We start from the raw sequence: 24,655 nt of genomic DNA, 5'->3' as shown, positions 1-24,655 counted from the left end.
GAACATCTATTAGTGCTCTCGTCGGGCGTTGCCTAGCGTGTCGGGCGTCACCCCGAAAGGAACGTCCGTGCCTACCGTGCGCCGTGTCTCCCACGACTTCCTGGAGCGCCAGGGACTCACCACCGTCTTCGGCAACCCGGGCTCCAACGAACTGCCCTTCCTCGCCGACCTCCCGCACGGCTTCCGCTACGTCCTCGGTCTGCACGAGGGCGCCGTGGTGGGCATGGCCGACGGCTACGCCCAGGCCACCGGACGCCCCGTCCTGGTCAACCTGCACGCGGCCTCGGGATCCGGCAACGCGATGGGCGCGCTCACCAACGCCGTGGCCTCGCGCACCCCGCTCGTGGTCGTGGCCGGCCAGCAGGTGCGGTCCGCCGTCGGCCCGGAGGCCAACCTGGCCAACGTGGACGCCCCGGCGCTGATGAAGCCGCTGGTCGGCTGGGCGGCCGAGCCGGCCTGCGCCGAGGACGTGCCGCGGGCCCTGGCGCAGGCCGTGTTCGAGGCGCGGCTGCAGCGGCGCCCGACCTACCTGTCCGTGCCCTACGACGACTGGGAGGCCGAGGCCGGGGACAACAGCCTGGCGGTCCTCGACCGGCAGGTGCAGCGCGCGTCCGTGCCGAGTGCCGAGCAGGCCGGCGCGCTGGTGGAGCAGGTCACCGCCGCCCGGCGGCCCGCGCTGGTGCTCGGCGGCGACATCGACTCGGCGGGCCTCTTCGACGACGCGGTCCGGCTGGCGGAGCGCCTGGGCGGTCCGGTGTGGGCCGCCCCGTCGCAGTTCCGGCTGCCCTTCCCGAACCGTCACCCGCTGTTCCGCGGGGTGCTGCCCGCGGGCATCGCGCCGATCTGCGAGGCGTTCGAGGGCCACGACCTGGTGCTGGTGCTCGGGGCGCCGGTGTTCCGCTACCACGAGTACCTGCCCGGCCGGTACCTGCCCGAGGGCACGCGGCTGGTCCAGGTGACCGAGGACGCCTCCGCCGCCGCGCGCGCCCCGATGGGCGAGGCGCTGGTCGCGGACCCGGGCGCGGTGATCGACCTGCTGACCGAGGCGCTCGGCGGGCTCGCGGCGCCCGCGGACGTCTACCGGCCGGCGCCCGAGCCGCCGGCGGCCGAGGGACCGCGGATGCACCCGGAGCAGGTCTTCGCCGCGCTGCGCGACGAACTGCCCGAGGACACGTCCTACGTCGTCGAGTCCACCTCGACGAACTCCTCGTGGTGGCGCCAGATGGACCTGCGCCGGTCCGGCTCCTACTACTTCCCGGCGGCGGGCGGACTCGGCTTCGGGCTGCCCGGCGCGGTGGGCGTCGCGATGGCCCAGCCCGACCGCCCCGTCGTCGGCGTGATCGGGGACGGCTCGGCCAACTACGGCATCACCGCCCTGTGGACGGCGGCCCAGCACCAGGTCCCGCTGACCGTCGTGCTGCTGCGCAACGGGACCTACGGGGCGCTGCGCTGGTTCGGCGGCCTCCTCGGCGTGCCGGACGCGCCCGGGCTGGACATCCCCGGCCTGGACTTCACCCGCATCGCGGAGGGCTACGGCGTGCGGTCCCAGCACGTCGGCGGGGCCGACGAGCTGCGGGCCGCGCTCGCCGAGCGACCCGCGCACCCCCGGCTCATCCAGGTGGACACCGCGCTCACCACCCCCTCCTGACGCTCACCCCGTCCACCTCCGGCACAGCTTCCACCCCTTGGCAGAAAGGGAAACCGATGACACTCCTGGACAACGAGGTCTGGGGCAAGCGCTTCTTCAGCGACGGCTGGCGGGAGTCCGCCCTCACCCACCCGGTGACCGAGCCCGCGACCGGGGACCAGCTCGGCCTGGTCGGTCTGGCCACGGCCGACGACGCGGGCCGGGCCGCCGCCCGGGCCGCCGAGGCGCAGCGCGCCTGGGCGGCGACCTCCCCGCAGCGGCGGGCCGCCGTCCTGCGCCGCGCGGGCGAACTCCTCACCGAGCACGCCGCGGAGATCGAGGACTGGCTGACACGCGAGGCCGGCTCGGTGCGGGCGAAGGCCGGCTTCGAGGTGCAGCTGGCCGTCGGCGAGTGCTTCGAGTGCGCGGCGCTGCCCACGCACCCGCAGGGCGAGGTGCTCACCTCCGAGGAGGCCCGCTGGTCGTTCGCCCGCCGCCGGCCCGCCGGGGTGGTCAGCGTCATCTCGCCGTTCAACTTCCCGCTCGTCCTCGGTCTGCGCTCGGTCGCGCCGGCGCTGGCCCTGGGCAACGCGGTGCTGCTCAAGCCGGACCCGCGCACCGCGGTCAGCGGCGGCGTCGTCATCGCCCGCGTCTTCGAGGAGGCCGGGCTGCCCACAGGTGTCCTGCACGTGCTGCCGGGCGACGGCTCGGTCGGGCAGGCGGTCGTCGAGGCGCCGGAGATCCGGGTCGTCTCCTTCACCGGCTCCACGCCGGTGGGGCGGGCCATCGGGGAACAGGCCGGCCGCCTGCTGAAGCGGGCCCACCTCGAACTGGGCGGCAACAACGCCCTCGTCGTGCTGCCCGGAGCCGACGTGGCGAAGGCGGCTTCCGCCGGCGCGTTCGGCTCGTACCTGCACCAGGGCCAGATCTGCATGACGACCGGCCGGCACATCGTCCACGAGTCGCTCCTCGAGGAGTACACGGCGGCGCTGGCGGCCAAGGCCGAGGCGCTGCCGGTCGGCGACCCGGCCCGCGAGGACGTGGCGCTCGGCCCGCTCATCGACCGCCGTCAGCTGGAGCGGGTGCACGGCATCGTCACCGAGAGCGTCGCGGCGGGCGCGACCCTCGCCGCCGGCGGCGAGATCGAGGGGGCCGGCTACCGCGCCACCGTCCTGACCGGCCTGACGACCGACATGCCGGCGTGGCGCGAGGAGATCTTCGGTCCCGTCGCCCCCGTCATCGGCTTCTCGACGCTCGAGGAGGCCGCGCGCATCGTCGACGACTGCGAGTTCGGGCTGTCCGTCGGCATCCTCGGGGACGTCGGGACGGCGATGAAGCTCGCCGACCGCATCGACTCCGGCAAGGTCCACATCAACGAGCAGACCGTCAACGACGAGCCGAACGCGCCCTTCGGCGGGGTCAAGGCCTCCGGTACCGGGTCCCGCTTCGGCGGTGCCGCGGCCAACGTGGAGGCGTTCACCGAGACGCAGTGGGTGACCGTCCGCCCGGACATCGCCGACTACCCGTACTGAGCCGCCCGCCCGGTTTCCCGTCCCCCGCCGGACCGGCCACCGTACCGGCCGGCGCCCCGATTCTCCCGTAGCCGCCTCAGGGGAAGACCACCATGTCATCCATCACGTCCTCCGCCGCGCCGGCGCAGACCGGCACCGACAGACGCAGCACCTGGACCGTGGTCCTGTGCTGGATCACCGTCCTGCTCGAGGGATACGACCTCGTCGTCCTCGGCGCGATCATCCCGACGCTGCTGAAGACCCACCACCTCGGCATGACCGCGGGCGACGCGACCACCGTCGCGACGCTCTCCCTGGTCGGCGTCGCGATCGGCGCCGTCTGCGTCGGCCCGATGGCCGACTGGCTGGGCCGGCGCCTGCTGCTCATCGGGTCGGTGGTGCTGTTCTCGCTGTTCACGATCCTGGTGCCGCTGGCCGGCTCGGTCACGATGTTCGCCGTGCTCCGCCTCATCGCCGGTGTCGGCCTCGGCGCCTGCATGCCGGTGTCGCTGACGATGATGGCCGAGCACATGCCCGCCGCCCGGCGGGCCCGGGCCAGCACCCTGACGATGACCGGCTACCACACGGGCGCCGTGATCACCTCCCTCCTGGCGCTCCAGGTGACCGACAACTGGGAGATCCTCTTCTACGTCCTCGGCGTGGCCGGCTTCGTCATCGCCGGCATCCAGTGGTTCCGCCTGCCGGAGTCGGAGGCGTTCGTCCAGGCCAAGCAGACGAGCGGGGCGCAGCGCGTCCCGTTCACCGAACTGCTCAAGCCCGCCTACCTGCGCGCGGGAATCGGGGTCTGGGTCGCGTCCTTCATGGGGCTGCTGCTGGTCTACGGCCTGAACACCTGGCTGCCGAAGCTGATGAACGACGCCGGCTACCCCGTGCCCACCGCCGTCACCCAGCTCCTCGTGCTCAACGTCGGCGGCGTCGTCGGCCTGGTCCTCGGCGGCTTCGTCGCGGACCGGCGCGGCATCAAGGGCACCACGCTCGGCTGGTTCGGGGTCTCGGTGGTCATGCTGGCGTGCCTGAGCATCAGGATGAACAGCGACCTGCTGCTGAACACGGTCGTCTTCCTCACGGGCGTGTTCGTCTTCTCCGCCCAGGTGCTCGTCTACGCCTACGTGACGAACTTCTACCCGGCCTCCGTGCGCGGCACGGCCCTCGGCTCGGCCTCGGGCATCGGCCGGCTCGGCTCGATCGTCGGCCCGTCGATCACCGGCGCCCTGGTCACCGCCGGCATCGGCCACCCCTGGGGCTTCTACTTCTTCGCCGCCGTCGCGGTCCTCGGCTTCCTCGCCGTGCTGACCCTGCCGCGGCGGGCCGGGCACGCGCCCGCGGAGGCCACCGAGCCCGCCGTCTGACGCTCCCCGGGGCGACCGCCCCGCTCCGTGCGGCAGCGGCACGGGTCCCTTCCCGGACCCGTGCCGCTGCGGTACGTGCTCCGCGCCGCCGGTCACCGGCCACGCCGCTCGGCGGGCTCAACGGGCCCGGCACCGGCCCGCCGGGGCTCGACGGGCCCGGCATCGGTGCGCCGGGGCCCGGCGGGCCTCGGGGCACCGGTGGGCGGCACCCTCCCTGACGGCGCCGGGACCGCGCAGGGATGCTCGATCCGGCCCACCGGCCCGGCCCCGCGTTTCGCGGCCGGCCGCACCCCGCGGTCCGCATCCGTCTCGGCCCCGCGGTCCGCGGCCGGCTCGGTCTCCGGCTCCGTCGCCCCGTCCGCGGCCGGCTCGGTCTCCGGCTCCGTCGCCCCGTCCGCGACCCTCTCCGCAGCCGGCGTCTCCGCAGCCACCGCCGTCTCCACAGCCGCGACACTCTCCGCAGCCGCGGCCGTCTCCGCGTCCACGGCCGGGCCGGGATCGCCGAAATCCTCCGGCAGTTTCTGTTCCGCCCAGATGACCTTGCCCTGCGGCGTGTACCGCGTGCCCCAGCGTTCCGTCATCTGCGAGACCAGGAACAGCCCGCGGCCGCCCTCGTCGGTCGTCGCCGCGTACCCCAGGTGCGGGGCGGTGCTGCTGCCGTCGGCCACCTCGCAGGTCAGCGTGCGATCGAGGATCAGCCGTACGTGGATCGGCTCGCAGCCGTAGCGGATCGCGTTCGTGACGAGTTCGCTCAGCACGAGTTCCGTGGCGAAGCCCAGCTCGGTCAGGCCCCACTCGTCGAGCTTCTCGGACAGGGCGAGGCGCACCCGGGAGACGGCGGCCGGATCCGCCGGCACGTCCCAGTGGGCGATCCGGTCGGCCGGCAGCGCACGGGTTCGGGCGATCAGCAGGGCGACGTCGTCCTGGGGCCGGTCCGGCAGCAGCTCGTCCAGCACCGCCTGGCAGCTCTGGTCGGGCAGCCGGCCGGGGTGGCCGGCCAGGGCCTCGCGCAGCAGCTCCATGCCCACGTCCAGATCGCGCGCGCGGTCCTCGATGAGGCCGTCGGTGTACAGGACGAGCCGGCTTCCCTCGGCGAGCTCGAACTCGGCCGTCTGGAAGGGCATCCCGCCCAGTCCGAGCGGCGGGCCGCCCGGCAGGTCGAGGAAGGTCGCGCTGCCGTCCGGGTGGACCACCGCGGGCGCCAGGTGTCCCGCCCGGGCCATCGCGCAGCGGCGCGTCACGGGGTCGTAGATCGCGTACAGGCAGGTGGCGCCCACGACGGCCGCGGCGCCTCCCGAGCTCGCCTCGTCCTGGTCGATCCGGCCGACCAGGTCGTCGAGGTGGCTCAGCAGTTCGTCGGGCGGCAGGTCGAGCGTGGAGAAGTTGTGCACCGCCGTGCGCAGCCGTCCCATGGTGGCGGCCGCGTGCAGGCCGTGGCCGACGACGTCGCCGACGACCAGCGCCACCCGGCTGCCCGGCAGGGGGATGACGTCGAACCAGTCGCCGCTGACGCCCGACTGGGCGGGGAGGTAGCGGTAGGCGACCTCGAGCGCGCTCTGTTCGGGCAGGGCCCGCGGCAGCAGGCTGCGCTGGAGGGTGACCGCGAGGGCATGCTCGCGGGTGTAGCGGCGGGCGTTGTCGATGCTCACGGCGGCGCGGGCCACCAGCTCCTCCGCCAGGGACAGCTCCTCCTCGTCGAAGGAGCCGTGTTCCTTGGAGCGCCAGAAGTTGGCCGTGCCGAGCACGACGCCGCGGGCCTGGATCGGTGCCGTGATCAGCGAGTGGATGCCGTAGTCCATGATCTGCCGGGTGCGCTCGGGATCCTGCGCGTGCCAGTCCCGCGCCGTCGACAGGTCGGGCACCAGCTGGGCGCGGCCGGTGCCGTAGCCGCGTCCCTGCGGCGTCGACGGCAGGAAGTGGATCAGCCGGTCCTTCTCGTAGAGCGGGTGGTCGTCCCGGACTCCGGCCACGGCGATGCGGCGCATCCCGGAGGCCGGGGCGTCCGGCTCCTCGCCGTCCAGGACCGCGTCGGCCAGGTCGACGGTGGCGAAGTCGGCGAAGCGCGGGACGGCGACCCGCGCGAGCTCGTCGGCCGTCCGGACGACGTCCAGACTGGTGCCGATGCCCAGGCCGGCGTCGTAGAGCAGCTTGAGCCGCTCGCGGGCCAGCTCGGCCCGGCCGGAGAGGGCCTGGAGCTCCGTGGAGTCGCGCAGGGTCACCACGGTGCCCGTGGGGCCCTGGCCGCGGTCCGTGGGCCGCTGGCTGACCGCCAGCAGCCGCGGCCCGGCGAACAGGACCTCGTCGGTCGCCTCGCGCCCGGAGGTGAGCAGCTCGGCGATCCCGGGTTCGAGGAGCGCCGGCTCGGTCACGTGCCGGCCCTCGGCGTCGTCGGGCAGGCCCAGGAGCTGCCTGGCCTCGTCGTTGGCGAGGACCAGCCGTCCGTCCTCGCCGATGATGAGCACCCCTTCGCGCACGGAGTGCAGGACCGCGTCGTGGTGGTCGTAGATGCGCGTCATCTCGTCCGGGGCGAGGCTGTGGGTCTGCCGGCGCAGCCGCCTGCCGACCAGCGCCGTCACGGCGGTGGCCAGGCCGAGCGCGCCCGCCCCGGCGGACAGGATGATCGGGATCTGCCGGTCGACCTGGCTGGCCACGTTCCTGACCTTGAGGCCGGCGGAGACGAGCGCGACCACCTTGCCTTCGGGGCTCTTGACGGGGACGGTGGCCTGCACCTCGTGGCCGAGCGGGCCGTGGACGCTCTCGGTGTGGACCTTCCCGGCCCGCGAGGGGGCGATCGTGCCGACGAACCGCCGGCCGATCCGGTCCGGCAGGGGGTGCGTGTAGCGGATGCCGTTGGTGTCCATGACCACGATGAAGTCCACCCCGGCCGCCTTGCGCCCCGCCTCCGTCAGCGGCTGGAGCACCTTCGACGGATCGGGGGCCCGCAGCGCGGTGAGCACGCCCGGGGAGTGGGCGAAGGTCTGCGCGACGGCCACGGAGCGGCGTCGTGCCTCGGCCTGGGTGTCGCGCTGCGACTGCAGGACGAGGGCGAAGACGGCGAAGGCCACCAGCAGCACGACCAGTGCCACCTGCAACACGAACACCTGCCCGGCGACACTCCGCGGGCTCTTTCCCGCCAGGGAGCGCAGCGATACACCCCGAAGCCGGGCAAAACGGTCTGCCATCCAGCATTTCTAACACTGCCGGTCCCGGGCCGTCACGGCCTCGGCGAACTGGATCATCGGGGGGCCCGGCCACTCCCCCTCAACCCGCACCGGCCCCCTCCCCGCCCCGGCCGCCCGGCGGCACCGGCGGCTCGACGCAGCGGGCGTCCGGGCCGGTGTGCGACCCGGCCGCCCGTCGTCACGCCGCGGGCCTTGCCGCGGCCGGCCGAGGGGTGACCGCACGGCGGCCGGGGGATCACAGCCGGTGCGGGCCCTGGGGCAGTGCGGAGGGGTGCGGAGGCAGCGCGGGCGGGTGCGGCGGCAGCGCGCCGGCGGGTGCGGGGCGCCGGAAGGCGTCCGAGGGCTGCCGGAAGGCGTCCGAGGGGTGTCCCGTCCTCATCACCCCCTCGAGTTCGCGCCGTATGCTCTCGGCCGCGTCGCGAACTCGGGCGGGCACATCACCGCGCTCGGCGACGAGCTGGTGATAGATGGGGGCGTCCTGGAACACGTAACTGAGCCTTCCTGTCTGCGGTTTCACCGCACTGCAGCAGCTGCTGAGTCTAGGCGCAGGCTCGTACGGCCCCGACCACCGCGGTCCCGCCGGCCGGCCGGGTTCTGCCGGAGCCCCCTGGCCGACGCCGTGCCGGACGGCCCACGGCACGCCCCGCTCCTGTTCCGTGGGGGGCCGCCGGCCACCTCCGGGGCTCCCGTGCCGCGGGTCCGGAAGTGCTCGTGCGGCCTCATCGGCACCCCCGTACGTCGCCCCGGTGCCGTGCGCGGCGGCCGCCGGCGCCACCGCAGGACGCCGGAGGGTCCGCGCGCGCGGCGCGGTGTCCCCGGCCCGCGCGGACCAGCCCCCGACCGCGCGGGTCAGTCCGCTCCGCGGGCCGCGTGTGCCTCCGCCACGACCGCCGCCAGCAGCTCGGCGTCCAGCAGGGAGGCGTCGGCGAGGCGGGTCGCGGCGCTCAGGGAGTTCAGCAGCGTCTTGGTGACGCGTAGGGCCGCGGCGGGGCGCCTGAGGACGGGCCGGGCCCAGGCGGTGACGGCCGCGTCGAGCTCGTCGGCGGGGACGGTCCGCTGGAGGACGGACAGCGCCTTGGCCTCTTCGGCGGTGAAGACGCGGCCGGTCAGAATCAGCTCGCGCACCCGGGCGGCGCCCGCCTCGCTGATGAGGCGGGGCAGCAGCCCGCCCCAGGCGGTGGGCAGCCCGAGGGCGAGCTCGGGCAGACGGAACGTGGCGTCCTGCGCCCCGACCCGCAGGTCGCAGGCGAGTGCGAGGGCGAGGCCCGCCCCGATGGCCCTGCCGTGGACCCGGGCGATGGTGACGGCGGGATGGGCGGTCAGGGCGTCGCACACCCGCCGGGCCTTGGCCGCGGAGACGCGGACCCCGGCGGCCGTCGGATCGTGGGCGAGGTGCTGGGCGAACTCGGCGCGGTCGCCGCCGAGGCAGAAGTCGTCCCCGGCGCCGGTGAGCACGACGACCTTCACGGCCGGGTCCTGGTGGTTCAGGACCGCCAGGAGGTCGTCCAGCATGGCCTCGGTGACGGTGTTGCCCTGCTCGGGGGCGTGCAGCTCGACGGTGAGGACGTGCCCCTGCTGCCGGGTGCGCAGGGTCTTCAGGATCCGTTCGTCCGGGTCGGTGGTCAGGGGCAGGGCAGTCATGTCGTCACCTTCAGGGAAGTCGCGCGTCGGAAGACCATACGGGGCTCGTAGACCGGCGGTGCGGTCGGCCTCAGGGTGCTGAAGCGTTCCAGCAGCCGGGTGAGCAGCAGGCGGGCTTCCAGACGGGCCAGGGCGGCTCCCAGGCAGTAGTGTGCGCCACCGCCGAAGGTGAGGTGGCTGCCGCCCCGGCGGATGTCGAAGACGTGGGGGCGTTCGTTGCGGCGCGGGTCGTGGTTCGCGGCGCCGTAGAGGACGTGGACCATCGTGTCCCTGGCGACCGGGACGCCGGCCAGGACGGTGTCGTCGGCGGCGACGCGGGAGTTCAGGTGGATGGGCGGGTCGTAGCGCAGGACCTCGTCGATGGCGTCGTCGATGTGCTCGGGGTGCCGGCGCAGCCAGCCGGCCCGGGCGGGGTCCTGGGTCAGGAACCACACGGCGTTGGTCAGCAGGGTCGCCGTGGTCTCCAGGGAGGCGATGGTGATGAACATCGTCAGGTCGTAGAGCACCTGGTCGGCAGCCGCGCGGTCGTCGGGGTACTGGGCGTCCCAGTGGTGGATCCAGCCGGTGACGACATCGTTGCCAGGGTGCGCCCGGCGCCGGCGGACCAGGTCGGTGAAGAAGGCCCTCATCTCCAGGGTGGCCTCGGCGGAGACGGCCAGTTCGCTCTTGGTGGGCAGCAGTTCCTGGGCGTGCACCTGGCGGTGGGTGAAGCTCAGGATGTGCGGGTGGTGCTCGGCCGGGATGCCGAGCCACCCGCCGACGGTGCGGATCGGCAGCTGCTCGCTGACGGTGGAGACGAAGTCGGCCTCGCCCTTCTCCCGCAGCCGCTGGTCGAGGTCGTCGAGGAGCCCGGTGACGTGCGCGGCGATCGCGGGCCGCATGGCGTCGAGGGTGCGGCGGTCGAAGAGGTTGCCCAGAGCGCGTCGTTGACACGTGTGCGCGGGCGCGTTGAGCCGGGACAGGGTTCGTGTCATCTCCCGCGTGGCGGGGGCCTGCCAGCGTTCCGGGTCGGGCCGGCGCTCCTGCCAGGCGAAGTCGGGGGCCAGCCAGTTCCTGCCGCGCAGGACCTGGCTGCAGGTTTCGAATCCGGTGACGAAGTAGCCGCCCCAGGGGGCGGGCACCACGTCGCCCAGGGCACGGAAGTCGGCCCAGACGGGCAGGGGGTTGGCCTGGCCCTCGGGCGAACGCAGGCGACGGAGGAGGGAGATGACGGCTCGGCGGTCGGTGGTGGTGCCGCGTATGTCGCCAACGACGGTCACGCGAAGCTCCTTTGTGCTGGGCGCTACCGGTACCGCCGGAATCTACCCCTCCTCTCACCTGCGCCATGCGCCGCTGCGTGTTGCTCCCGTCACATGCCGTGGACACGGGACGTGCGGTGTGAATCGTCGGGGGCCGCGGTCCGGGCGCACGTGTCGGCCGCGGAGCCGCCGGCCGGCGGCTCCGCGAAGTTCCCGGCGGGTACGAGCGGGTGCCCGTGGCGCCGGCTTCCCCTCCCCCCGCGGCCGCGCGCACCCGCCCCCGCGGCCGCGCCGATCCGGCGCCGTGTACCGGGCCGGCGGGCGGACGCGCGACGGGTCTCAGACCCGGAAGATGTCCAGGAAGCTGCTCCAGAAGCCCTTCCTCCTGGCCGGCTCGCGGCGGGCGGCCGCGGTGGAGGCCGCCGGGGGCGGCTGTTCCGCGGTCGCGGCGGTCCGGTTCTGCCGCAGGGACGCCATGCGGGTCGCCGGCGTCGGGCCGAACGCCACGGGCAGGGCGACCAGGGCGCGGTGGAACGGTCCGGGCCGCCACTGCAGGCCCTGCTCGGGCGCGGCCAGCGTCATGTCGGGCAGGGCGTTGAGCAGGCGCTCGATCGCCGTGGTGGCGATGACCTGGGCCGGGTCCTTGGCCGGGCAGGCGTGCGGGCCGGCTCCCCACGCCAGGTGGGCGCCCTTGCTGTGCTTGCGGCGGGCCTCGGCGAGCGCGGGGTCGCTGTTGGCCGCGGCGAAGCTGATGACGACCGGGGTGTTCGCCTCGGCGACCACTCCCCCGAGGTCGACGTCCTGGACGGGGTAGTGGGTGGCGTAGTTGGCGATCGGCGTCTGGTTCCACAGGACGTGGTCGAGCGCCTCCTCGATCAGCATGCCGGCGGCGCGGCCGCCCCCGCTCGGCGAGAGCAACAGGAGCAGGGCGTTGCCGATCAGGTTGCGCTCGGGTTCGACGCCGGCGCCCATCAGCATGACCAGCTGGTCCTTGAGCTCCTCGTCGGTGAGCCCGGCGGGGTGCTGGATCAGCCAGGAGGTGACGTCGTCGCCCGGCTGGCGGCGCTTGAGGGCGATCAGCTCCATCAGGCAGGCGGTGAGCTCCTCGTTGGCGCGCAGGGCGTCCTTGCCGTCGAAGATCGCCGACATGGAGCTGGTGAGCCTGTCGCCGATGTCGGCCGGGCAGCCGAAGAGCTTGTTGAACAGCAGCAGCGGCAGCAGCTTGGCGTAGTCGTTGAGGAGGTCGGCGCGGCCGAGTTCGCTGAACCGGTCGATCAGGTAGTCGGCGATCGGCTCCACGTCGCGGCGGATGCGGGTCATGTTCAGCTTGGCGAGGCTGTCGGTGACGGCCTTGCGCAGCCTGAGGTGCACCGCGCCGTCGGTGAACAGGCAGTTGGGCCGGTAGGCCATCATCGGCAGCACGGGGTTGTCCATGCCGATGCGGCCTTCGCCGAGGGCCTTCCAGCGGCGGGCGTCCCGGGCGAAGAGCGTGGAGTTCTGCAGCACGCGCAGGGCCACCTCGTGGCCGACGACCAGGGTGGCGTCGACGCCGGGTGCGAGTTCGACCGGTCCGGCCGGACCGTGGGCGCGAAGGCGGTCGTAGACCTGCTGCGGGTCGGCGGCGAACGCGGCGTCGTGCATGGGGCATCTGCCGCCGGCGGGGGCGGAGACTGTCTGACGGTCCATGGGAATCCTTATGCTGGTCCCGGACCTCGCGGTCCGGGCGGGTGGGCGTGGCGGATCAGGCTGCGCGGTCGAGCAGGTGACGCACCAGCGCGATCAGCGCCCGGGCGGAGGACTGCCGGTCGCGGGCGTCGCAGTAGACCACGGGGGTGTCGGGGAGCAGGTCGAGTGCCTCGCGCACCTCGGACTCCTCGTACGCCTTCTCCGGTGTGAAGCTGTTGACCGCGATCGCGTACTCGAGTCCGCAGCCCTCGACCAGGTCGATGACGGGGAAGGTCTCCTCCAGCCGGGCGGGGTCGACCAGGAGCAGCGCTCCGAGCGCGCCGCGGGCCATGTCCTCCCACAGCTGCATGAAACGCTGCTGGCCGGGGGTGCCGAACAGGTAGAGCACGAGTTCGTCGCTCAGCGTCAGGCGGCCGAAGTCCAGAGCCACGGTGGTGGTGGTCTTGTCCGCCACGCCCCTCAGGTCGTCCACGTGGAGGGACGCCTTCGTCATCTTCTCCTCGGTGCGCAGCGGGGTGATCTCCGACAGCGAGCCGATGAAGGTCGTCTTGCCCACGGCGAAATGCCCGACGACCAGGATCTTGGCAGCGTTGGTCACCGCGCTGGAGACGTAGATGGATCCATTGGCCGTCTCAGCCGATGAGGGAGTGGAGTCCATTCAAAACCTTCTCGAGGATCGCTCGGTCAACGTTCTGCGCCCTGGGCGGTTCGGCGCGGCGCAGGAGGTGCCCCTGTTCGAATAAATCGGTGAGCAGGAGCCGGGCCACCCCGACCGGCAGGCCCAGGTGGCCGGCCACCTCGGCGACCGACAGGTAGCCTCCCGCGCACAGGTTCCAGATCGCCTTGACCTCGGGGCCGGCCCCCAGCGGAAGGGTCCGCTCGGGAGCCAGGGTGACCAGGGTGTGCAGGGCCAGGTCGTCGGAGGCCGGCAGGCTCCGGCCGCCGGTGATGACGTAGGAGCGGACGAAGTCGCTGGTGACGGACCCTTCCTCGCCGGGGGTCGTCATGCGCCGACACCGTTGTCCGAGCGCGGCGCCACACTCATGGCCTTGCTCAGCGCGGCCACCGTCTTCTGCATCCGGAACGACATGGCCTCCATGTCGACGTCCAGCGCGGCGGAGACGGCGAGGTAGGCGCCCGAGCCGGCGGCGATCAGGAAGATCCAGCCGCCGTCGTACTCCAGCAGCGTCTGCTTCCATATCCCGTGGCCCGAACCGACGAAGCCGGCGACGGCGCGGCTCAGTGACTGCATCGAGCTCATCGCCGCGGCGTTCGTCTCCGCGTCGTCGCGCGAGATGTCGTCCGAGCGCTGCAGCAGCAGGCCGTCGCCCGAGACGAGGACCGCGTGACGGGCCCCGCGCACCTCGAGCACGTCGTTCAGCACCCACGACAGATCGGTGTTCACTGGTTGTCAGGTCCTTCCGTGGTGTTCGTGGTCCGACCGAGCTGAGTGCCGCGGGCGAAGGCCCCGAGACGCGATGCCGTGACCTCGCTGTCCGGCTCGGAGGTGACGTCCTCGGGCGTGGGGGCGTCCGGAACCGGGACCACCGAGACGGGGCCCGACCGGCGCCGGCGCTTGGGCAGACCGCCCTGCGTCGTGCCCACCACGTGCGAGGGGCCCACGACGGGAACCGGCGCCAGGCGCTGGGGGGCGGGTTCCTGGTCGCCGGTGTCCTGGGTACCGGCGGCGGGCGCGGGGGCGTCGGCCGCGAGGAGCTCCTCGGGTACACGAATCACTGCACGCACTCCGCCGTAGGGGGAGACCGAGCCGACGGAGACAGTGAAGCCGTAGCGCGCGGCGAGCATGCCGCACACGGCGAAACCGAATCGGGGCGGGTCACCGAGACTGGTGATGTCGACCGGGCCGTCGGCGGACAGCAGGGTCGCCGCCCGGTCCTTGGTCTCCTGGTCCATGCCGAGGCCGGCGTCGTCGACGATGAAGCAGACACCGGTGGGCACGGCCTGGATGTTGACCTCGACCGGGGTGCCGGGGGCGCTGTAATTCGTCGCGTTGTCCAGCAGTTCGGCGAGGACGACCGCGATCGGTTCGACCGCCTTGCTGGCGATGGAGACGTTGACCTGGGAGTGGACGCCGACCCGGTTGAAGTCCTTGATCCGGCCCTGCGCGCTGCGGGCGACGTCGTAGACGGTGGCGGCGCCGTCGCGCCGGCCAAGCCATCCGCCGCAGAGGACCGAGATGCCCTTGGCGCGGCGGCCGAACTGGCTGCCCGTGTGGTCGACCGACATGAGGTCGGCGAGGACCTCCGTGTCGTTCCCGTACTTCTTCAGGAGGCTGTCCAGCAGGACCTGCTGCTCCTCGGCGAGGGACTGCAGGGTGCCCATGGCGGACTTCAGCACCGCCTTGGTCGCCGACTCGGCGTCCGCGCGGACGTCGGCGAGGTCACGCTGGTGCTGTGCGCCGAGGGCCGACACGTGGGCGTGGAGCTGACCGACCTCACCGCGGGCCTCGCCCAGTCCTGTCTCCAGGTCCTTCTTCGTTCTTCGGAGCGCCATGTTGGTTCTCCGCGCCCGCATCACTGCGATCACCGCAGCCGCGAGCACCACAATCAAGATCCACAGCAGTGGATCCCGGATCAAAGACGTCATGAGACTCTCTTCAAGTCGCATCGCACAGCGTGCGCGGGCAGCCCACCGGTCCGGGTCGGGGCTCTGCTCTCGAACACCCGCGGTCCTGCCGGCGGACCAACACTCACTCCTTAGCGATGGGGCCTACGAGACTGTCCCCCGTACGCGTTCATGACACGCCGTCAGCCTACCGAAAAGCGGGATGATCTTATCAGCCGCATATGCTCAACGAGCTTGACGGGCACCGCAATTGCAGACCGTCACAAGAACCACACACCCATCCTTGCATGACGCGGAACCGGCGGGTGGACGACCTCCCCGGCCGCTCGGCGGCGGGTCCGACGCCCGCACCGCCGGACGCGGCACCCCGGTGGTGACGCCCGGGGGAGGGGCGGAGGAAGAGCGGGCGAACCGCGCGCACTTCACGGGTTCCGGCGGGACCGCGCGCGTGCCGGACGGCGCGGAGGACGCGGGCGACTTCCCCGCACGAGCGCCGGACCTCCGTGACCGCCCACGGCACCGCCCCGGCCGCGAGCACCCCAAGGGCGAACCCCGCGGGCCTGCCGCCCCCTTGGGAGCGGAACGACCCGATACACCCCCTTCGCCCGGTCGGACAGCGAGCCCCCTCGCGGCGGACGCCGCCTCGCCACCCGCACCGGGAGACCCACGTCAGGACACCCAGTGAAAGATCATCACGGCATGGGCTTAGCATATGAGCGCCACCTAGCTCGAAAGATGACTTCTGTGACTGTCAACGACGACGCGTTCACCGACTGGAAGACCCGCGAAGAGATCGCGGAATCGATGATCCCGATGATCGGCAAGCTGCACCGGGAGCGGGACGTCACTGTCCTGCTCCACAGCCGCTCCTTGGTGAACAAGTCGGTGGTCAGCATCCTCAAGACCCACCGCTTCGCCCGGCAGATCGCCGGCGAGGAACTCTCGGTGACGCAGACCCTGCCGTTCCTGCGGGCTCTGACCACCCTCGACCTCGGCCCGTCCCAGATCGACATCGGCATGCTCGCCGCGACCCACCGCAGCGACGGCCGCGGGCTGTCGGTCGAGGAGTTCACCGCGGAGGCCGTCGCCGGCGCGACGGGTGCCGACAGGATCGAGCGCCGCGAGCCGCGTGACGTCGTCCTCTACGGCTTCGGGCGCATCGGCCGCCTCGTGGCGCGTCTGCTCATCGAGAAGTCGGGCTCCGGCAACGGTCTGCGGCTGCGCGCCATCGTCGTGCGGAGCGGCGGCGGGCGGGCCGCCGAGGACCTCGTCAAGCGCGCCTCGCTGCTGCGCCGGGACTCCATCCACGGGCAGTTCCAGGGAACCATCACCGTCGACGAGGCGAACAGCACGATCGTCGCCAACGGCAACGAGATCAAGGTGATCTACGCCGACGACCCGGCGTCGGTGGACTACACCGCGTACGGCATCGACAACGCCATCCTGATCGACAACACCGGCAAGTGGCGCGACCGCGAGGGCCTGTCGAAGCACCTGCGTCCCGGCATCGACAAGGTCGTGCTGACCGCGCCGGGCAAGGGCGACGTCCCCAACATCGTCCACGGCGTCAACCACGACACGATCAAGCCGGACGAGCAGATCCTGTCCTGCGCCTCCTGCACCACCAACGCCATCGTCCCCCCGCTGAAGGCGATGGACGACGAGTACGGCGTCCTGCGCGGTCACGTGGAGACCGTCCACTCGTTCACCAACGACCAGAACCTGCTGGACAACTACCACAAGTCCGACCGCCGCGGCCGCTCGGCGCCGCTCAACATGGTCATCACCGAGACGGGTGCCGCCTCGGCGGTCGCCAAGGCGCTGCCCGACCTCAAGGCGCGGATCACCGGCAGCTCGATCCGTGTCCCGGTGCCGGACGTCTCGATCGCGATCCTGAACCTCCAGCTGGCGCGCGAGACGACCCGCCGGGACGTCCTCGACTACCTGCGCGAGGTGTCGCTGACGTCGCCGCTGAAGCGCCAGATCGACTTCATCAGCGCGCCGGACGCGGTGTCGAGCGACTTCATCGGCTCGCGCCACGCCTCGATCGTCGACGCCGGCGCCACCAAGGTCGAGGGCGACAACGCGATCCTCTACCTGTGGTACGACAACGAGTTCGGCTACTCCTGCCAGGTCGTCCGGGTCGTCCAGCACGTCTCCGGCGTGGAGTACCCGACGTACCCGGCCCCGGCTGTCTGATCCAGCGGACCGGGCCGGTACCGCCGTGAGGTACGGGGCGGACCGGACCGGTACGGCCGTGAAGCATGGGCGGACCGGCCGGGTACGGCCGTGACGCAAGGGCGGCGGTGCGGTGGCGGGCGGGCGGCGGCCGGTGCGAGCCGGTCGCCGCCCCGCCCCCCGCACCGCCGCCCTCTCTCGTGGGAGCCGTGTGCGGTTTCGTCCGGCCGGTCGACGCACTCACGGGTGACTAAGGGCCGGCCGGCCGGACCGCGGGGGCGGCCGCTGTCAGGACCCGCCGACCGGGTCCTCCCGGTCGGCGGGCAGCTCGTGCGGCGCCAGGGCGGGCGCCCGGTGCTGCGGCGATCCGGCGCGCAGCCGGCCGGTGGCCCAGAGGGCGACCGGCTCGGTGTAGCGGGCGGTCAGCGGGCCGACGACCACCAGCAGGAGGACGTAGGCCGTGGCCAGCGGGCCGAGCGAGGGCTCGATCCCGGCGGTGACGGCCAGGCCGGCGATCACGATGGAGAACTCGCCGCGTGCGACGAGGGTGCCGCCCGCCCGCCAGCGGCCCTTCGCCGATATCCCGGCCCGCCGTGCCGCCCAGTACCCGGTGGCGATCTTGGTGAGCGCGGTGACGGCGGCCAGCGCGAGCGCGGGCAGCAGCACCGGCGGGATGCTGGCCGGGTCGGTGTGCAGGCCGAAGAAGACGAAGAACACGGCGGCGAACAGGTCCCTCAGGGGCGCCAGCAGGGTGTGCGCGCCCTCGGCGGCCTCGCCGGACAGGGCGATGCCCACCAGGAACGCGCCCACGGCCGCGGAGACCTGCAGCTGCTGGGCGATGCCGGCCACCAGGAGGGTGAGGCCGAGGACCACCAGGAGCAGCTTCTCCGGGTCGTCGCTGGAGACGAAGCGGGAGATGTGCCGTCCGTAGCGCACCGCCAGCAGCAGCACCAGCCCGGCCGCCCCCAGCGCGATCGCCAGGGTGACACTGCCGGCCGCCAGTCCGGTCCCCGCCAGCAGCGCGGTGACGACCGGCAGGTACACGGCCATGGACAGGTCCTCCAGGACGAGGACGCTCAGGACGACGGGGGTCTCGCGGTTGCCCAGTCGGCCCAGGTCGCCGAGGACCTTGGCGATGACGCCCGAGGAGGAGATCCAGGTGACGCCGGCCAGCACGACGGCGGCCACCGGTCCCCAGCCGAGCAGCAGGGCCGCGGCGGCGCCGGGCAGGGCGTTGAGTGCCGCGTCGACGAGTCCGGCCGGGTACTGGGTCCTGAGGTTGGAGACCAGGTCGCTGGCCGAGTACTCCAGGCCCAGCATGAGCAGCAGCAGGATGACGCCGATCTCGGCGCCGATGGCCACGAACTCCTCGCTGGCGCCCAGCGGCAGCAGCCCGCCCTCCCCGAACGCCAGGCCGGCGAGCAGGTACAGCGGGATCGGGGAGAACCGCAGGCGCCCGGCGAAGCGGCCGAGCAGCCCCAGGCCGAGGATGATGGCGCCGAACTCGATCAGGAAGACCGCGGAGGAGTGCATCGCGCTCACTCCCGGCCGAGGATCGCGGCGGCCGCCTCCACACCCTCGCGGGTGCCGATCACGATGAGGATGTCACCGCCCGCCAGGCGGAAGTCCGGTCCGGGGGAAGGGAAGGCCTCCGCCCGGCGCAGGACCGCCACGATCGACACGCCGGTCTCGGTGCGCATCCGGGTCTCGCCCAGCAGCCGGCCGTTCCAGTGCGACGCGGCGGACAGCTCGACGCGCTCGGCCACCAGTCCCAGTTCGGTCGTCGACAGCAGGCTGGGGCTGTGGTGCCCCGGCATCATCGCGGCGACCAGCGCCTCCGCCTCCGGCGAGGTCAGCCGCACGGACAGCGCGCAGGCGTCCGGATCGTCCTCCCGGTAGGCGCTCAGTGTGCGCGAGCCGTCCCGGTGGGCGACCACGGACAGCCGGCGGTGCTCCCGCGTCGTCAGGTCGTACCGGACTCCGATGCCCGGCAACGGCGTGCTGCTCATGCGCATGGCGCCCACGGTCACCCTCCCCACTTGAACGTTTCTTTAGTCAACCGTGGGAGTCACTTTATCGATCTGTCCGGAGCGCCCGTACGAGGGGCCCCGCAGGACGATCATCCGGCGCCGCCCGCCGGAGCAGGGCCCGCCCCTCACAGGAAGTGTCGGATGGGCGTGACGACGGCCTCCCGCGCCCGCTGCGCGAGGGGACGGCGACGCCAGCGGGTGGGGTCGATGGCCTCACTGCGCGCCAGGTCGTTGTCGAAGTCCTGATCCAGCGTGGCGGTGAAGTCCTCGTCCAGGACGGCGAGCATGACCTCCTCGTCGTGCTCCAGGGAGCGCCGGTTGAAGTTGGTGGAGCCGATCAGCGAGGCGACGCCGTCCACGGTGATGATCTTCGTGTGGAGCATGGTGGGCTGGTACTGGCGGATGTCGACGCCCGCGTCGAGCAGTGTCTGGTAGTGCTGCTGTCCCGCCAGCTGGCACGCGCGCTGGTCGGTGTACGGACCGGGCAGCAGGATCTGCACCGCCACCCCGCGCCGGGCCGTCTCGGCCAGCAGCCGCACGAAGTACGTGTCGGGGGCGAAGTACGCGGTGGCCAGCCGGAAGCTTTCCTCGGCCGACGTCAGCACGACCCGGATCAGCGTCTGCATGTCCTGCCAGCCGATGCTGGCCGACCCGCGGACCACCTGGACGGTGGCCCGGCCCGGCTGCTCGTGCTCGTTGAACCGGTCGCACTCGTCGTAGAGCGTGTCGTGGCACTCGGCCCAGTTCTGCGCGAAGGCGGCGGCGATGCCGTCGACGGCGGGACCGCGCACCCGCACATGGGTGTCGCGCCATTCGCCGGGGTTGCGGGCGTCTCCGCACCACTCCTCGGCGATGCCGACACCGCCGGTGAAGGCCACCGTCTCGTCGACCACGAGGGCCTTGCGGTGGCAGCGGTGGTTCTGCTTCAGCGGCGACAGCCGCAGCGGCTTGCGGAACCACGCCACCTGCACGCCCGCGTCGTCCATGGCGTCCAGCAGGTCCTTCTCGATCTCCCTGGCGCCGAACCCGTCGAGCAGGAGTCGCACGCGCAGACCGGCACGCGCCCGCTCGGCCAGCGCGTCGGCGAACTCGCGGGCGATCTCGCCGCGCCAGTAGACGAACGTCATCATGTCGATGGTGTGCCGCGCGCCGCGGATCGCCTCGAGCATGGCGGGGAAGATGGCGTCGCCGTTGCGCAGCGGCACCAGCTCGTTCCCCTCGGTCGCGGCGATGCCTATCAGACGCTCCAGCCGTCTTCGCAGACGCTGCTTGCGGAGGTCGGCCGTGTCCACCGCCTCCATGGCGGTGGTGTCGATGCCCTGGTGGTGTTCCGTCGCCTGTCGCACGTCGCGTTCCGTCTCCCGGTGGCCGGTCATGTCTGCGGGGTGACCCCTCCGAACCCGAAAAGCACTCCGAGCCGCTGGTCGGCGTACGTATACCAGGTTTGCCCCGGTCGCATGCCCGGCGGCTCGCGGCCACGGCGCCGTCGGCGCGGAGGCGCCCCGTCCGTTCCGCCGGCGCGGGGTGGGCCGCGCCTGGCCGGCGTGGCACCGGTCCGTCCGTCCTCCCCCGCCGCACGGACCGGGCCACCTGGTGGCGAGCGGCAGGCCGCCGAGTGGCCGGCGAGGAGTGGGGTGGCGGGCGTCCGGTGTCCTCGCGGCGGGCGGTGGCGGGCGGTTCCGGCAGGCGGTGGCGGGCGGTTCCGGCAGGCGGCGTCACGCGGACGGCCCGGGCGGACGCGAGGGCGGACGAACCCCGGGGCAGGCGGGCACGCGGACGAACCCCGGGGCAGGCGGACGCGGGTGGACCCAGGCGCGGGCGGACGCGGGTGGACCCAGGCGCGGGCGGACGCGGGTGGACCCAGGCGCGGGCGGCGGATGGTGCCGGTGGGTCAGCCGGTCAGTGCGAGGACGGCCGTGACCCATTTCCCGGCGGCCGCGGAACTGATCTCCACGCTGTGGCAGAGCGCCTTGACGATCTCCAGGCCGTGCTGGCCGACCCGGCCCGGGTCCGGTGAGCGGGCCACGGGTTTCGCCGGGCTGTCGTCCCAGACCGCCACCTCCAGGACGTCGGCGCGGGCCTCGAGGCGGAGCTGGCACGTGCCGTGCGCGTACTTGAACGCGTTGGTGACCAGTTCGCTGACGACGATCTGGGCGGACGCGATCACGTGCTCGGGGACGACCGTGCCCCGCTGGGACCGGGTGTGCACCAGGACGCCCCGCACCAGATCACGGGCGTCGGCGATGAGCCCGGAGGTCGAGCCGCCGTAGGCCGCGGCCGCTCGAATCGGCTGCGGCAGCGGCTCACCACCGCGGTCACCATCCGCTGTCTCATGCATGCGTTGCGCCTCGTCCTTGCCTGTTCCAACAAGCCACTGCCGTCTTCCTCGCCGGGCTGCGGCCATGCAGGAGGTTACCGGGCGTCACCCGTACGGCCGACCGGGGGGCGAAGGTCCCCGAGCGCGGGCGGACGGCCGTCCGCCCGCGCGCCGTGCGTCATCTCGCCGTGATGACGAGGGCCGCCTGGTCGTCGTCGACGTCGCCGCCGCCGGTGAAGAAGTGCACGTCGCCCGTCACGGCCCTCAGGACGTCCTGGGCGCCCGGCCGCCGCGGGGCGGAGGCCAGGGCGCGGGCGAGGCGGGCGTCGCCGTACTGCTCGGGCCCCGTCGCGGTGCGGCACTCGGTGATGCCGTCGGTGTAGAGAAGCAGACTCTCGTGCGGCCGCAGCAGAAGACGGCAGGGGGACACCTGCGGGTCGATGCCCCCGCCCAGCAGGGCGCCCCGCGCGTCGATGGTGCGGACGGTGTGCCGGTCGTCCAGCAGCAGGGGGAGGGTGTGCCCGGCGCGGACGAGGTCGACGGCCAGGCCCTCGGGGGTGGGGGTGAGACGGCCGTAGATGAGGGTGACGAAGCCGTTGCCGTGGTGCGGGGGGCGGTTGTGCAGCGCCCTGTTGACGGCCCTGACGACGTCCACCGGCCCGGGCAGGAGCGGGGCGACGGCGCGCGCGGTGTGACGGACCAGGGCGGTGGTCGTCGCGGCGACCGCCCCGCGGCCGCAGACGTCGCCGAGCACGAACCCCCAGGTGCCGTCGTCCAGGGCGAAGACGTCGTAGAAGTCGCCGCCGATGTCGAGGCCCTCGCCGGCCGGGTGGTAGTGCGCGGCCAGTTCGGCCCCGGGAATCTCGGGCAGGTCGGGCAGCAGCAGACCCCTCTGCAGGTCGCGGGCGAGAGCGGCGCGCTGGGTGTACAGGCGTGCGTTGCGGGCGGCGGAGGCGGCGCGGCGGGCCAGTTCCTCCGCCATGCCCACCTGGTGGCCGTCCAGGCCGTGGTCACCGCTGGACAGCAGGGTGAGGGCGCCGAACGGCCGTCCCCGGCCGGTGAGCGGGACGCACACGTAACCGGTGACACCGAGTTCCCGCCAGGGGCCCGGCTCGGTCGGGGGGCGGCGGGCCACCTCCGTGACACCGGAGCGCAGGACACGGGCCACCGCGTTCCGGGCCGGGTCGTGGGCCGGGACGTGGGAGGACAGCAGCGCGCGGTCGCGGGCGGCGGGCGCCACGGCGGCGACGCGCCGCACGCGGCCCTCCTCGACGACGTCGACCGTGGCCATGGGGGCCAGGTTCGGGGAGCACAGGGCGGCCAGCCGGTGCAGTGTCTGCATCTCGTCCAGGCCTGCGGCCAGGGCGGTACTCGCCGCCAGGAGGAAGGCGAGGTCCTCGCGGGCCGCCTTCTCGCGGGCGTCGGCGGCCCGGCGGGCCTGTTCGACCCGGTGCCGCTCGATGGCGAGCGCGGCCGTGTCGACGAAGACGCGGGCCAGGGCGAGGTCCGCCTCCTGCGGGGCGCGCGGGGTGCGGTGGTACATCGCGAAGGTGCCCAGCAGTTGGCCGTCGCGGGCCAGGATGGGCGTCGACCAGCAGGCCGCCAGCCCGGCCCGGTCCGCGAGGTGGCGGAAGTCGCGCCACAGCGGATCGCCGGCGATGTCGGCGACGATCACCGTCTCGCGCCGGTGGGCGGCGGTGCCGCAGGATCCGACGCCCTCCCCGGCGGCGATCCCGTCGATGGCCTGGTTGTAGAAGTCGGGCAGGCTCGGGGCCGCGCCGTGCCGCAGCCGGCCCCCGTCCGGATCGGCCAGCAGCACCGAGACGAGCACCTCGGGGGAGAGTTCCTCCATGGCCCGGCACATGCCGTCCAGGACGTCAGCGAGCGGCGCCTCCCGGGCGATCTGCTCCAGCAGCACCCGGTGTTCGGCGGCCAGCCGCTGGGCGTGCTTGACCTGGGTGGTCTCCACCCCGATCATGCACACGCCGACGACGTCGCCGCTCTCGTCCAGGCGCGGTTCGTAGGTGAAGTCGAAGTAGGCCTCGCGGGCGGCGGCACCTTCGCCGAGGACGATGCGGGCGTTGCGGCCGACGTGGCGCTCGCCGGTGCCGTGGACGCGGTCGAGCAGGGCGAGGAAGCCCTGCCCGGCCAGTTCCGGCACCAGATCCCCGAGCGGCACACCCGTGCGTTCCCGTTCACCGCCGCCGATGGCCGCGAAGAAGGTCGCATTGGCCGATTCGAGTACGTGGGCGGGCCCCGACATGAGCGCGAAGGCCGCGCGGGAATGGCCGAAAAGCGTGGACAGATCGTCCTTGGCGGTGCACTGCGCCGCGGCTCCGCGCCGGGCTCCGGAGGCATCGGGCCTCGCCACCGCGAGGAAAGCCGGTCGCCGCTCGGGCTCGGCTGTCACGTCCTCCGCCTCCCTTCCCCGACGGCGCGCTGTCCCGCCGCGGCGGCCGCCGCACCGTCCGGTACAGCATGCCCCACCGGCCAGGCCAGTGCCGCGTCCAGGGTCGGATGCACCGCGATCGCCCGGTCCGAACCGGTCAGGACGAAGGCGCGCCGCACGGACGGCGGCGCGGCCGCCACCCGCAGCACCGCGCCGTCGCGGGACAGCCGCTGGTAGAGGCGGACCAAGCCGCCGATCCCGGAGGAGTCGCAGAAGGCCGGCGTGGAGCATTCGACGACGGAGAGCGGGGCGCCGCCTTCGGCGAGAGGTGTCGGCGGCCTCGTCGAGCTGCACGACGCTGTCGTGGTCCAGCTCGCCCCGCGGGGCGAGCACCGCTACGTCGCCGGACCACGCCACCTCCACCACCCGGAACACCCGTAGCTCGTCCTTCGCGTCGCCTGCCGACCCCTGTCCGCCCTACCTGTGCCGTCCGCCCTACCTGTGCCGCACTCGCGGACCCGGTGACGAGGCCGGCACCGACCGGCATGACGGGCGACGGGCCGGCCGCTCCCGGTCGCGCCGGTGCGCGGTCGTCCCGTACCCGGGGACCCGGCCTCGGACAGAAGGGTGTCAGCCGGTGGAGAGCATGCCCTCGCGCAGGTTCTTCAGCGTGCGCGACAGCAGACGCGACACGTGCATCTGCGACACCCCCAGACGCTCCCCGATCTGCGCCTGGGTCAGCTCCTCCACGAACCGCCAGTGAATGATCTTCCGGTCCCGCTCGTCCAGACCCGCGATCAACGGAGCCAGCGCATGGAAGTCCTCCACCAGCTCCAGCGCCGCGTCATCGGTGCCGATGAAGTCCGCCAGCACCGTCTCGCCGTCCTCACTGCCCCCGAT

Annotated in this window: 21 protein-coding genes; 5 read left to right on the top strand and 16 right to left on the bottom strand. The window is 73.2% G+C overall.

Features of this window, described 5'->3' with window-relative positions; all coding sequences use genetic code 11:
- Positions 1–67: 67 nt before the first annotated feature.
- The 3 genes from mdlC (at position 68) to ABZ920_RS00095 (ending at position 4,508) form a co-directional block, all read left to right on the top strand.
- Positions 68–1,648: a benzoylformate decarboxylase gene (mdlC, locus tag ABZ920_RS00105; protein WP_361496676.1), complete on the top strand. Its 1,581-nt coding sequence runs from the start codon at positions 68–70 to the stop codon at positions 1,646–1,648.
- 56 nt (positions 1,649–1,704) lie between these two features.
- Positions 1,705–3,159: a benzaldehyde dehydrogenase gene (locus ABZ920_RS00100; RefSeq protein WP_361496673.1), complete on the top strand. Its 1,455-nt coding sequence runs from the start codon at positions 1,705–1,707 to the stop codon at positions 3,157–3,159.
- Between the two features lie 92 nt (positions 3,160–3,251).
- Positions 3,252–4,508: an aromatic acid/H+ symport family MFS transporter gene (locus ABZ920_RS00095; protein ID WP_361496670.1), complete on the top strand. Its 1,257-nt coding sequence runs from the start codon at positions 3,252–3,254 to the stop codon at positions 4,506–4,508.
- 92 nt (positions 4,509–4,600) lie between these two features.
- Here the strand turns inward: ABZ920_RS00095 and ABZ920_RS00090 are convergent, their stop codons facing one another.
- From ABZ920_RS00090 to ABZ920_RS00050, 9 genes are all read right to left on the bottom strand, one after another.
- Complete coding sequence (locus ABZ920_RS00090) at positions 4,601–7,690, bottom strand: SpoIIE family protein phosphatase (protein ID WP_361496668.1); 3,090 nt, start codon at positions 7,688–7,690, stop codon at positions 4,601–4,603.
- Positions 7,691–7,925: 235 nt separating this feature from the next.
- The gene (locus ABZ920_RS00085; RefSeq protein WP_361496665.1) at positions 7,926–8,177 is read right to left on the bottom strand and encodes a hypothetical protein; all 252 of its coding nucleotides are present in this window, start codon (positions 8,175–8,177) and stop codon (positions 7,926–7,928) included.
- 362 nt (positions 8,178–8,539) lie between these two features.
- Positions 8,540–9,331 carry an enoyl-CoA hydratase/isomerase family protein gene (locus tag ABZ920_RS00080; protein WP_361496662.1) on the bottom strand — a complete coding sequence of 264 codons (792 nt, stop codon included), beginning with the start codon at positions 9,329–9,331 and terminating at the stop codon, positions 8,540–8,542.
- Positions 9,328–10,590 carry a cytochrome P450 gene (locus tag ABZ920_RS00075; RefSeq protein ID WP_361496659.1) on the bottom strand — a complete coding sequence of 421 codons (1,263 nt, stop codon included), beginning with the start codon at positions 10,588–10,590 and terminating at the stop codon, positions 9,328–9,330. The genes ABZ920_RS00080 and ABZ920_RS00075 overlap by 4 nt, the downstream gene beginning before the upstream one ends.
- Before the next feature lie 318 nt (positions 10,591–10,908).
- Complete coding sequence (locus tag ABZ920_RS00070; protein ID WP_361497550.1) at positions 10,909–12,210, bottom strand: cytochrome P450; 1,302 nt, start codon at positions 12,208–12,210, stop codon at positions 10,909–10,911.
- Between the two features lie 100 nt (positions 12,211–12,310).
- The gene (locus ABZ920_RS00065) at positions 12,311–12,913 is read right to left on the bottom strand and encodes an ATP/GTP-binding protein (protein WP_361496656.1); all 603 of its coding nucleotides are present in this window, start codon (positions 12,911–12,913) and stop codon (positions 12,311–12,313) included.
- Positions 12,888–13,262: a DUF742 domain-containing protein gene (locus ABZ920_RS00060; RefSeq protein ID WP_361496653.1), complete on the bottom strand. Its 375-nt coding sequence runs from the start codon at positions 13,260–13,262 to the stop codon at positions 12,888–12,890. The genes ABZ920_RS00065 and ABZ920_RS00060 overlap by 26 nt, the downstream gene beginning before the upstream one ends.
- Complete coding sequence (locus tag ABZ920_RS00055) at positions 13,259–13,660, bottom strand: roadblock/LC7 domain-containing protein (protein ID WP_361496650.1); 402 nt, start codon at positions 13,658–13,660, stop codon at positions 13,259–13,261. Before ABZ920_RS00055 ends, ABZ920_RS00060 begins: the two co-directional genes overlap by 4 nt.
- The gene (locus tag ABZ920_RS00050; RefSeq protein ID WP_361496647.1) at positions 13,657–14,862 is read right to left on the bottom strand and encodes an ATP-binding protein; all 1,206 of its coding nucleotides are present in this window, start codon (positions 14,860–14,862) and stop codon (positions 13,657–13,659) included. The genes ABZ920_RS00055 and ABZ920_RS00050 overlap by 4 nt, the downstream gene beginning before the upstream one ends.
- A 723-nt stretch (positions 14,863–15,585) precedes the next feature.
- On the opposite strand from ABZ920_RS00050, the gene ABZ920_RS00045 reads away from it, so the two are divergent.
- Positions 15,586–17,040 (top strand): glyceraldehyde-3-phosphate dehydrogenase, encoded by a 1,455-nt coding sequence (locus ABZ920_RS00045; protein ID WP_361497547.1) that lies wholly within the window; start codon positions 15,586–15,588, stop codon positions 17,038–17,040.
- 267 nt (positions 17,041–17,307) lie between these two features.
- On the opposite strand, the gene ABZ920_RS00040 is transcribed toward ABZ920_RS00045, so the two are convergent.
- The 6 genes from ABZ920_RS00040 to ABZ920_RS00015 all read right to left on the bottom strand — a co-directional run bounded on the left by ABZ920_RS00040 (position 17,308) and on the right by ABZ920_RS00015 (position 24,003).
- Positions 17,308–18,552, bottom strand: coding sequence for a cation:proton antiporter (locus ABZ920_RS00040; protein WP_361496644.1), 1,245 nt, complete (start codon positions 18,550–18,552; stop codon positions 17,308–17,310).
- 5 nt (positions 18,553–18,557) lie between these two features.
- Entirely contained in the window at positions 18,558–19,028 is a 471-nt protein-coding gene (locus ABZ920_RS00035) for a TrkA C-terminal domain-containing protein (RefSeq protein WP_361497544.1), read from the bottom strand.
- Positions 19,029–19,174: 146 nt separating this feature from the next.
- Positions 19,175–20,350: a phospholipase D-like domain-containing protein gene (locus tag ABZ920_RS00030; RefSeq protein WP_361497541.1), complete on the bottom strand. Its 1,176-nt coding sequence runs from the start codon at positions 20,348–20,350 to the stop codon at positions 19,175–19,177.
- 590 nt (positions 20,351–20,940) lie between these two features.
- Positions 20,941–21,387, bottom strand: a complete 447-nt coding sequence (locus tag ABZ920_RS00025; RefSeq protein ID WP_361496642.1) for an ATP-binding protein — start codon at positions 21,385–21,387, stop codon at positions 20,941–20,943.
- A 157-nt stretch (positions 21,388–21,544) separates the two neighbouring features.
- Positions 21,545–23,776 (bottom strand): SpoIIE family protein phosphatase, encoded by a 2,232-nt coding sequence (locus tag ABZ920_RS00020; RefSeq protein WP_361496639.1) that lies wholly within the window; start codon positions 23,774–23,776, stop codon positions 21,545–21,547.
- On the bottom strand, positions 23,773–24,003 hold the full coding sequence (locus tag ABZ920_RS00015; protein ID WP_361496636.1) for a hypothetical protein: 231 nt from the start codon (positions 24,001–24,003) through the stop codon (positions 23,773–23,775). The genes ABZ920_RS00020 and ABZ920_RS00015 overlap by 4 nt, the downstream gene beginning before the upstream one ends.
- 34 nt (positions 24,004–24,037) lie before the next feature.
- Between ABZ920_RS00015 and ABZ920_RS00010 the strand changes: the two genes are divergently transcribed.
- A complete protein-coding gene (locus ABZ920_RS00010; RefSeq protein WP_361496633.1) occupies positions 24,038–24,196 on the top strand; it encodes a hypothetical protein in 159 nt (52 codons plus the stop codon).
- Positions 24,197–24,385: 189 nt separating this feature from the next.
- On the opposite strand, the gene ABZ920_RS00005 is transcribed toward ABZ920_RS00010, so the two are convergent.
- Positions 24,386–24,655, bottom strand: a 270-nt coding sequence (locus tag ABZ920_RS00005) for a sigma-70 family RNA polymerase sigma factor (RefSeq protein ID WP_361496630.1), incomplete at its 5' end; no start/stop codon positions are given.

This window comes from Streptomyces sp. NPDC046831 (assembly GCF_040645305.1).
GTDB lineage: Bacteria > Actinomycetota > Actinomycetes > Streptomycetales > Streptomycetaceae > Streptomyces.
Note: the sequence above shows the minus strand (reverse complement) of the source record. Positions and strands in the feature narration are given on the sequence as shown.

Bases quoted from the DNA above. Each gene is read 5' to 3' on its own strand.
- ABZ920_RS00095 (WP_361496670.1), top strand. From the start codon at position 3,252: ATGTCATCCATCACGTCCTCCGCCGCGCCGGCGCAGACCGGCACCGAC.
- ABZ920_RS00035 (WP_361497544.1), bottom strand. From the start codon at position 19,028: ATGAGCAGCACGCCGTTGCCGGGCATCGGAGTCCGGTACGACCTGACG.
- ABZ920_RS00040 (WP_361496644.1), bottom strand. From the start codon at position 18,552: ATGCACTCCTCCGCGGTCTTCCTGATCGAGTTCGGCGCCATCATCCTC.
- ABZ920_RS00070 (WP_361497550.1), bottom strand. From the start codon at position 12,210: ATGCACGACGCCGCGTTCGCCGCCGACCCGCAGCAGGTCTACGACCGC.
- ABZ920_RS00030 (WP_361497541.1), bottom strand. From the start codon at position 20,350: ATGGAGGCGGTGGACACGGCCGACCTCCGCAAGCAGCGTCTGCGAAGA.
- ABZ920_RS00080 (WP_361496662.1), bottom strand. From the start codon at position 9,331: ATGACTGCCCTGCCCCTGACCACCGACCCGGACGAACGGATCCTGAAG.
- ABZ920_RS00050 (WP_361496647.1), bottom strand. From the start codon at position 14,862: ATGACGTCTTTGATCCGGGATCCACTGCTGTGGATCTTGATTGTGGTG.
- ABZ920_RS00100 (WP_361496673.1), top strand. From the start codon at position 1,705: ATGACACTCCTGGACAACGAGGTCTGGGGCAAGCGCTTCTTCAGCGAC.
- ABZ920_RS00090 (WP_361496668.1), bottom strand. From the start codon at position 7,690: ATGGCAGACCGTTTTGCCCGGCTTCGGGGTGTATCGCTGCGCTCCCTG.
- ABZ920_RS00025 (WP_361496642.1), bottom strand. From the start codon at position 21,387: ATGCATGAGACAGCGGATGGTGACCGCGGTGGTGAGCCGCTGCCGCAG.
- ABZ920_RS00065 (WP_361496656.1), bottom strand. From the start codon at position 12,913: ATGGACTCCACTCCCTCATCGGCTGAGACGGCCAATGGATCCATCTAC.
- ABZ920_RS00060 (WP_361496653.1), bottom strand. From the start codon at position 13,262: ATGACGACCCCCGGCGAGGAAGGGTCCGTCACCAGCGACTTCGTCCGC.